This window comes from Novosphingobium organovorum (genome assembly GCF_022832435.1).
Classification (GTDB): domain Bacteria; phylum Pseudomonadota; class Alphaproteobacteria; order Sphingomonadales; family Sphingomonadaceae; genus Novosphingobium; species Novosphingobium organovorum.
Genome location: NZ_JALHLF010000042.1, coordinates 25,312 through 32,761, shown reverse-complemented (window position 1 = coordinate 32,761; position 7,450 = coordinate 25,312). Strand labels below are relative to the sequence as shown.

Genomic DNA, 7,450 nt, shown 5'->3' with positions numbered 1-7,450 from the left:
GGCGTCGTCCGCCCGCGCGGCTGGCGACGCGCCTTGCGCGCCCGACGTCTCGTCCTGCTGCGGTTCGCCAAGGCCAAGGTGCAGCGCCAGCGCGCCCAGCCCGAAACGAGCAACGATGCCGGCGATCTCGGCCAGCCGGGCGCGATCGCGCGCGGCGACGCGGATCGATCGAAACACCTGTACGCTTTCCATCGACACGAAACGGGGCGCCGTGGCGGCGGTTCCCGGCGGCGCGCGGGGAGGGGGCCGGTGCCGGACGGGTCTATCGGGCTCTTGCAACGCCAGCGCAAAGCGCATCTTGGCGAGCCCTTGCGCACCGTGCCGACGATAGAAGGCGATCGCGCGTTCGTTCCACGCCGGGGTCTGCCATTCGAGCCGATCGGCCGTGCGCGCGCGCTGTATCGCGCACCGCCTCGAGCAGGGGCCGACCGATCGCGAGGCCCCGGAACGCCTCGCCCACGAACAGACAGTCGCGATGCGCCCGGCACGCTCAGCCTTCGCTTTCCAGCGCAAAGCCTTCATCGATCCAGCCGGTGATCCCCCCGGCCATGATCTTCACCGGCCGGTCCAGTTCGGCGAGCCGCAGGGCGCCGCGCGCCGCGCCGTTGCAATGGGGGCCGGCGCAATAGGTGACGAACACCGTGTCCTGGGGCCAGCGCGCCATCTTCGAGGCGATGATCTTGCCGTGGGGCAGGTTGATCGCGCCCGGCACATGGCCGCGGGCGAACAGGGCCGGGCTGCGCACGTCGAGAAGAACGAAGTCGGCCCCCTTGCCAAGCGCGTCATGGACGTCCCAGCAATCGGTTTCGAAACCAAATTCGCGCGCGAAATGGTCGCGCGCCTGCGCGCTGGGGGCGGGGGGGATGGCGGTTACGGAGCTTGGCATGGCGGTTCCTTTCGCCCCCGTGATGGCCAGTGGGGAGCCCTGCTTGCAATTGGCGTGAATGCCAATATGCGTAGAGATTATGTCAAAACGTCACGGCCCGCTGGTTGTCGCCCTGCTCTATGACGGGCTGTGCACGTTCGAATTCGGGATCGCTGCGGAAGTCTTCGGACTGGCCCGGCCGGAGATGGGGGCGAACTGGTATCGCTTTGCCAGCGCGGCGATAGAGCCCGGACCTTTGCGGGCGCACGGGGGCTTCAGCATCCTTCCTGATGGCGGGCTTGAGCTGCTCGACACGGCGGACGTGATCATCGTGCCGGGCTGGAAAGGCGTGGATGCCGCCGTGCCCGAAGCGCTCGTCGCGCTCCTACGCTCGGCCCATCGGCGTGGCGCGCGTCTGGCCTCGATCTGTTCGGGGGCTTTCGTCCTGGCGGCGACCGGGTTGCTGGACGGCGCGCGCGTTACCACGCACTGGCGCTACGCGCAGGCGCTGCGCGCGCGCTTTCCGGCCATCACGGTCGATGAAACCGCCTTGTACCACGGTGCCAACAACATCTTCACATCGGCGGGCAGTGCGGCCGGGATCGACCTCTTGATCGATCTGGTCCGGTGCGATTTCGGGCCGCAGGCGGCCAATTCGGTGGCCCGGCGCATCGTCATGCCCGCGCATCGCAGCGGCGGACAGGCGCAGTTCCTGGAACGGCCGGTGCGCACCCGGCCCGATGGCGCGATCGCTCCCTTGCTCGATCGCGTCCGGCAGGATCTCCACGAGCCCTGGACGATCGCGGGCATGGCGGAGGAGGCGCACATGAGCCGCCGCACGTTCGAGCGCCGCTTCGTCGAAGCGACGGGACAAGGCCCTGGAGACTGGCTGATCGCCGAACGGGTGGAAGCGGCCAAGGATATCCTGGTCAGCACGAAACGGCCGATGGAAGAGGTCGCCGCGGCGGTCGGGTTTGGCAGTGCCCACGCGCTGCGCCATCACTTTCGCGCGCGCATCCAGCTCTCGCCGGGCGATTTTCGCCGCAAATTCGCCAATCGGCTGTCGGCGGGCGAGGGCGTGAACGCCTGAGCTCGGCGCGCGCCGAGGGGCCAGCGGATCAGGCCGGGGCGAAGGTCACCGTGTCGCCCACCGCCAGCCCGAGCAGCGTCGCCGCGCCCCGGTCGAGCGAGACGCCCCCTTCGGTCTCGACGACATGGCCAAGCCCCGCGCGGAACTGGCCCAGCCGCCCGCAGGCGACAAGGTGGCTGGGCATGTCGGCGCTGGCCCCGGTAATCGCCGTGATCGGCCTGTCCAGCGCCTCGCGGATGGTGCGGATGCGGTCGGTCTCGGCCATCATCGAGGGGCCGCCGTCGAAAATGTCGACATAGTCGCGGAAGGTGAAGCCCTCGTTTTCCAGCATGCGCTTGGCCGGGCGGCCCGAAAAGTGCGGCTGGCCCATGACCTGGCGCGCGGCTTCGGAGAGCAGCGCGGTGTAGATCGGGTGCTTGGGCATGAGATCGGCGATGAACTGGTGGCCGTGGCGCGCGTTGAATTCGTCCGCGTCGCGAAAGCTCATGTCGAAGAAGCGCCCGGCGAGCCCGTCCCAGAACGGCGAGTTGCCTGCATCGTCGATCGCGCCGCGCAGTTCGGCCAGCGTGCGGTCGGCAAAGCGGGCGCGGTGCGCGCGCATGAACAGGTAGCGGCTGCGCGCGAGCAGCTTACCCACGCCCGCCGCGCGCTCGCCCGCATCGAGGAACAGCCCGCCGACCTCGCTCGATCCGTCGAGGTCGGTGCACAAGGTGAGCATTTCGGCGCGGAAGGTGCGGTCCAGCTCCTTGGAATGCTGGGTGATGCGCCCGATGCGGTAGGAGTAGAACGGGTATTTGGTGCCCACTTGCGAGAAAATCTGGCAGGTGCCCGCAATGCGCCCGGTCTCGGTGTTTTCAAGGATGAAGGCGAACAGGTCGTTGCCCAGCGTATCCTCGGCGCGCGCGAAGCAGGTCGCGGCGGTTTCCAGCTTGGCCTTGAGCGTGGGGCGGTCGGGCGGCAGGTTGGTGAAGCCGCCGCCGGTGCTCTTGGCCATGCGGTAGAGCGCTTCGAGGTCGCTTTCGCGCGCCGCGCGCAGCAGGAAGGTCATGCGGGAAATCCCTTGCGGTCGATACGGTGGAGGACGAGCGCGGTGAGCTGCGCGCGCGGGGCGAGCGAGCCGGCCAGCAGGAACTCGTCGGGCGAATGGATTGCGCCGCCCAGCACGCCCATGGTGTCGAGCACGGGAACCCCGGTGGCGGCGATGTTGTTGCCGTCGCACACCCCGCCGGTGTCCTTCCAGCTCATGGTCTGGCCAAGGTCCGCAGCCGCTTCCGACACAAGCCCGTAGAGCGCCTCGGTGCGCGGTGAGATCGGCTTGGGCGGGCGTGAGACGCCGCCGTGGAGGTGGATCGAGACGCCGTGCTGGCGCGCGACCTCCTCCACCGCCGCGGCGACCAGCGCCTGGGCTATCTCGGCCAGTTCGGGGGTGCGCGGACGCAGGTTGAAGTGGAGGATGGCAAGGTCGGGCACAGTGTTGTTCGGCGCGCCGCCTTCGATCCGCGCGGGGTTGACCGAAAGCCCCTCGCGGCGCGCGGCGGCCAGGCGCAGCGCCAGATCGGCGGCGGCGACCACCGCGTTGCGCCCGTCCTCGGGATTGCGCCCGGCGTGGGCGGAGCGGCCGTGGATGACCACCGCGTAATTGCCCGAGCCCGGCCGCGCGCGCGCCATCGAACCATCGGGCAGCGCAGGCTCGTAAGTCAGCGCGAAAAGCTTGTTCCGGGCCAGCTCGGCAATCAGCGCGTTCGAGGACAGCGAGCCGGTCTCCTCGTCTGAATTGACGAACACGTCGTAGCCCAGCGTCGGCGCGCCTTGCTCGTAGGCGAGCAGCCCTTCGAGCATCAGCGAGAGCCCCCCCTTCATGTCCGCCGTGCCCGGCCCGTGGAGCGTGTCGGGATCGAGCCAGTCGCAGGTCTGGAAGGGATGGTCGGCGGGATAGACGGTGTCCATGTGCCCGGTCAGGATCACCCGCCGCTCTGCCTCGGGCCGGACCGAGACGACGAGATGGCGCCCGTGCGGCTGCATGAAAGGCCTGCCCTGCGCATCGACTTTCTCGACCGGCGCGGGGTCGACCAGGCGTACTTCGCCGGGCAGGGCGGCGAACGCCTGCGCCAGCCGCCCGGCCATCGCCGCGAGCCCCGCGCCATTCGCCGTACCGGAATTGATCGCCGCCCACTCCAGCGTGCGCGCCTCGATCGGCGCGCGCGCGATCGGAGCGATCAGGGCCTGTTCCTCGCGGGTCAGTCCGGCCATTTGACGTATATTCCCTTTTTTTTCCTTCTGCCCCGGCACCCTAGGAAGCGGGCGCGGGGTTGTCCATGGCGGGGCGGGGGATACCGGTTGAGGGAAGGCGAAGGGGATGTTTTTCAAGGGATCTACTATCCCTTGGCCCTGTTTCCTGTCGGGGCGGTGCGGGCCGGAGGCGTCGCCTTCAAAAGGGAAAGAGAGGTGTCCCGAGGGCTGTTCGCAACAGGCCGGTCCCACCTTCGTCGCGCCGCGCTGGTGGCCAACGATGCGCTCGACAGTCTGGGGTCAAGGGGTGTTAACCCCTTGAATCATCGCCCTTCCAACCCTTTACCCGTGCGCGCCGAACTCGTTGGCGATCGCGGTGGTGATGCGCAGGCCCAGCGCGTGGCTGCGTTCGATCGGGCCGATGTAGTCCTCGTGGATCTGGCCGTAGCCCGCCGCCGAGCCATCGGGGTATTCGCTGGGTTCCTCGATCTCGAAGTCCGAGATCGAGGGGAAGTGGATCGGGAAGGCGCGGCGCAGCTGGGCAAGCCCGTCCTCGACGCGCAGGGTGAAGAACATCTCCAGCACGTCCTCGCGGCTGATGTCGTTCGCGCGGCTGAACGCGGGCACCATCACCGCGCGCAGGAACATGTGCTTCATCAGCGCGATGCGCAGCGCCTGGAGCACGCCGAGCGAGCGGCGGGTGTGTTCGCGGTCGGGCAGGGGGGCTTCGTCGGGGACGAGGTCGAGCAGCTTGTGCAGCTTCATCGCATCGACCCTGAGGCGCGAGGCGAGGCGGCGGAACACGCCGGTGCGGTCATCCTTGGTGAGGTATTCGCCGATCATCAGGCAGGCATCGGCGATGTGCTGTTCGTCGCCGCGATAGGGGCGGCTGGCCCAGTAGGCCGAATTGAACAGCTCGCCATAGGCGCTCACCGTCTTGATCGAGCCGAGCGCGTCGGCGGCCCGGACCAGACGCATGATCTGGCGTCCGCGCGCGCTCTCGTTGATGAGCGCGGCGATTTCCTCGACGTTGCCGTCGGACGCGGTGCCCACGCCCGCGATCACGTTGACCGGGTAGCCCAGCTGCTGGAGGATCGCGTTGTGCGGGATCGCGCGGATCTGGCGCAGGCTCATCGTGCGGTCCGAGGCGAGGTCGGACTGGCGGCGCGACTTGCGGGAGCCGGTGTCGTTGAGCATGCCGAGGCCAAACGCGGTGATCGCGCGGCTGTAGGTCGCGGATTCGAGATGTTCGTGCTGTACCCCGCGGATCGCACGGTAGAAATCGAGGCTGAGGTCGGTGCGGCGGTAGAACACGTCGGTCTGCGCGTCGGCATCGGCGCCCCACAGCGGCTGTTCGGCCATGCGGGTGAGCGTGGCGAGCGCCAGTTCGTCTGAGCCGAACCACAGGTAGCCGTCACCGCCCTGGAAGGAGACTTCGGGTTCGAGCCGGATCCCGGCGCGCACGAAGCGGCGGCGCGCCCAGGGCGACATCTGCCAGTCGAACCGGTCCGCGATCGACGAGGGGTGGCAGCCGCGGCCCATCGATTCGCCGCCGGTGTTGAAGATCAGCGCGGCCACGTCGGTCATCGCGTTGGCGGCCATCGCTTCGGCGAGGCGTCCCTGCAGGCGCTCGATCGCGAGGGCGGCGGGAATCTGGCCGACGAAACGGCCCGCGTCCNGCTTCGGCGAGGCGTCCCTGCAGGCGCTCGATCGCGAGGGCGGCGGGAATCTGGCCGACGAAACGGCCCGCGTCCGAATAGCCGGTCTGGATGCAGACCCGGCCGCGCAGGCGCGCGTAGTCGCGGTAGGCGGGTTCGGCGAGCACCGCGTCGAGGAAGCGCCCGCCGTGTTCGAGCGCGGTTTCGGTCTCGAACAGCGGCGAGACGTCGACCTTGTCCTCGATCCCGAACTTGCGCGCGAAGTAGAGCGCGGCGAGCACCGTGGTGGGCTGCTCGCACTCGGCCACCAGCATGCGGATCGGGCTGTCGGCGTCGATATGGGCGAGGATCTGCGCCATGGCGAGAAACTGGCGCACGGCGGTGCTGTTCTCGATCGCGAGCGCGGCGAAGTTGGAGCTGAGCGGCTTCACTTCGGCCAGCAGCTCGCGCATGCGCACCAGCGCGGCCTGGCTGGAGAGCGAGAGCTTGCCGTCGGGGTCGATCCGGCGGCGGATCGCGTTCTGCAGCTGCGAGGCGTTGACGCGGAAGTGGATGCCCCCCATGCCCAGGCCATCGCCGCGCATCGCGGCGGCGACCACCAGCAGGTCGCGCGCGGTCTCCTGTCCGGCCTCGTGCGCTTCGCTTTCGAGCTGGGCGATGATGTCCGCGAGGCTGACGATCTTGTCGGGGTGGCTGTCCGTCAGTGCGTTGGCGGCGGCCGAAAGCGCTTCGGGATCGGTGAAGTCCTCGGCAAACAGCGCGGCCATCTGCGTGGTGTGCGCGGCGGCGCGTTCGAGCTGGTCGGCGATCGCGGGCGCGGCGTCCGAGAGGCTCGCGGCGTAGCCTTCGAGGCGCATCGCCTTTTCCTGCAGGCGGTAGCGGATCGAGGTGTTCCACGAGATGTCGGTGCGCCCGTCCATGTCGTAGCCGACCCAGGTGGCGAAGCGCACCGGCATGGGCTGCAGGCTCTTCCAGCGCTTGGGCCAGCGCTGCGCGGCGATATCGAGGAGGCGCGCGGCCATGCGATCGCGCGCCTTCTGCCCGCGCGCGATTGCGGCCATGGCCTTGGCGTGTTCGTAGTCGAGCGTGATGGTATCGCGCGTCGCGCTCGCCGCGCACACGCTCGCGTCGGAGAAATCACCCTTGGCGGCCGAGGCGGCGACCGCTTCGGTCTGCGCCTCGGTGAGCAGGAAGGTGGGGTGCGCGGTGAACACGACGTGGCCCGCCGGGCGCTGCCAGTGCGCGGCGAAGGCGGAAAAATCGTCCTCGCTCGCAGCCGCCTCGAGCGCGGCGTCGTTTTCGGGGAGGCGCACCGTGCCGAGCACCCGGTCGAGCCGGGCGGCGCGCGCGCGCAGCCCCTCGCACTCCATCTCGGCGACCAGCGCTTCGATGTCGTCGAGGCTCATCTCCCCGTTCTCCAGCTTGCGCGACAGTTCGAGGCCGAGCTGGAAAACGGGGTTGTAGAGCGGTGTCTGCGCCGTGAGCTTGTGCAGTTCACGAAGGCGGGCGGTCAGTTCCTCGACAGTGGTCAGGGCAGGTCCGGTCATCGTCTGGGTTCCTTGCAGGCTATGGCGCAGGGCATTGGGTAAGAACGGGAAAGGGGGCGGA

4 protein-coding genes and 2 pseudogenes are annotated in these 7,450 nt (G+C 69.1%); 1 reads left to right on the top strand and 5 read right to left on the bottom strand.

Going from position 1 to position 7,450, the window contains the following annotated elements; translation table 11 throughout:
* Positions 1-297 (bottom strand): annotated as a pseudogene (locus MTR62_RS11765) (hypothetical protein); the annotation flags it as partial.
* A gap of 193 nt (positions 298-490) precedes the next feature.
* Entirely contained in the window at positions 491-886 is a 396-nt protein-coding gene (locus MTR62_RS11760; RefSeq protein ID WP_244021096.1) for a rhodanese-like domain-containing protein, read from the bottom strand.
* A gap of 79 nt (positions 887-965) precedes the next feature.
* Between MTR62_RS11760 and ftrA the strand changes: the two genes are divergently transcribed.
* Positions 966-1,955, top strand: a complete 990-nt coding sequence (gene ftrA, locus MTR62_RS11755; protein ID WP_244021094.1) for a transcriptional regulator FtrA — start codon at positions 966-968, stop codon at positions 1,953-1,955.
* Positions 1,956-1,983: 28 nt separating this feature from the next.
* On the opposite strand, the gene MTR62_RS11750 is transcribed toward ftrA, so the two are convergent.
* The 3 genes and pseudogenes from MTR62_RS11750 to MTR62_RS11740 form a co-directional block, all read right to left on the bottom strand.
* Complete coding sequence (locus MTR62_RS11750; RefSeq protein ID WP_244021092.1) at positions 1,984-3,003, bottom strand: arginine N-succinyltransferase; 1,020 nt, start codon at positions 3,001-3,003, stop codon at positions 1,984-1,986.
* Positions 3,000-4,205, bottom strand: coding sequence for a hydrolase (locus MTR62_RS11745; protein WP_244021090.1), 1,206 nt, complete (start codon positions 4,203-4,205; stop codon positions 3,000-3,002). Before MTR62_RS11745 ends, MTR62_RS11750 begins: the two co-directional genes overlap by 4 nt.
* Before the next feature lie 321 nt (positions 4,206-4,526).
* Positions 4,527-7,389: pseudogene (locus MTR62_RS11740) on the bottom strand (phosphoenolpyruvate carboxylase).
* Between the last annotated feature and the right edge of the window lie 61 nt (positions 7,390-7,450).

Excerpts from the sequence above, each read along its gene's own strand:
- MTR62_RS11760 (WP_244021096.1), bottom strand. The coding sequence starts at position 886 with ATGCCAAGCTCCGTAACCGCCATCCCCCCCGCCCCCAGCGCGCAGGCG.
- ftrA (WP_244021094.1), top strand. The coding sequence starts at position 966 with ATGTCAAAACGTCACGGCCCGCTGGTTGTCGCCCTGCTCTATGACGGG.
- MTR62_RS11750 (WP_244021092.1), bottom strand. The coding sequence starts at position 3,003 with ATGACCTTCCTGCTGCGCGCGGCGCGCGAAAGCGACCTCGAAGCGCTC.
- MTR62_RS11745 (WP_244021090.1), bottom strand. The coding sequence starts at position 4,205 with ATGGCCGGACTGACCCGCGAGGAACAGGCCCTGATCGCTCCGATCGCG.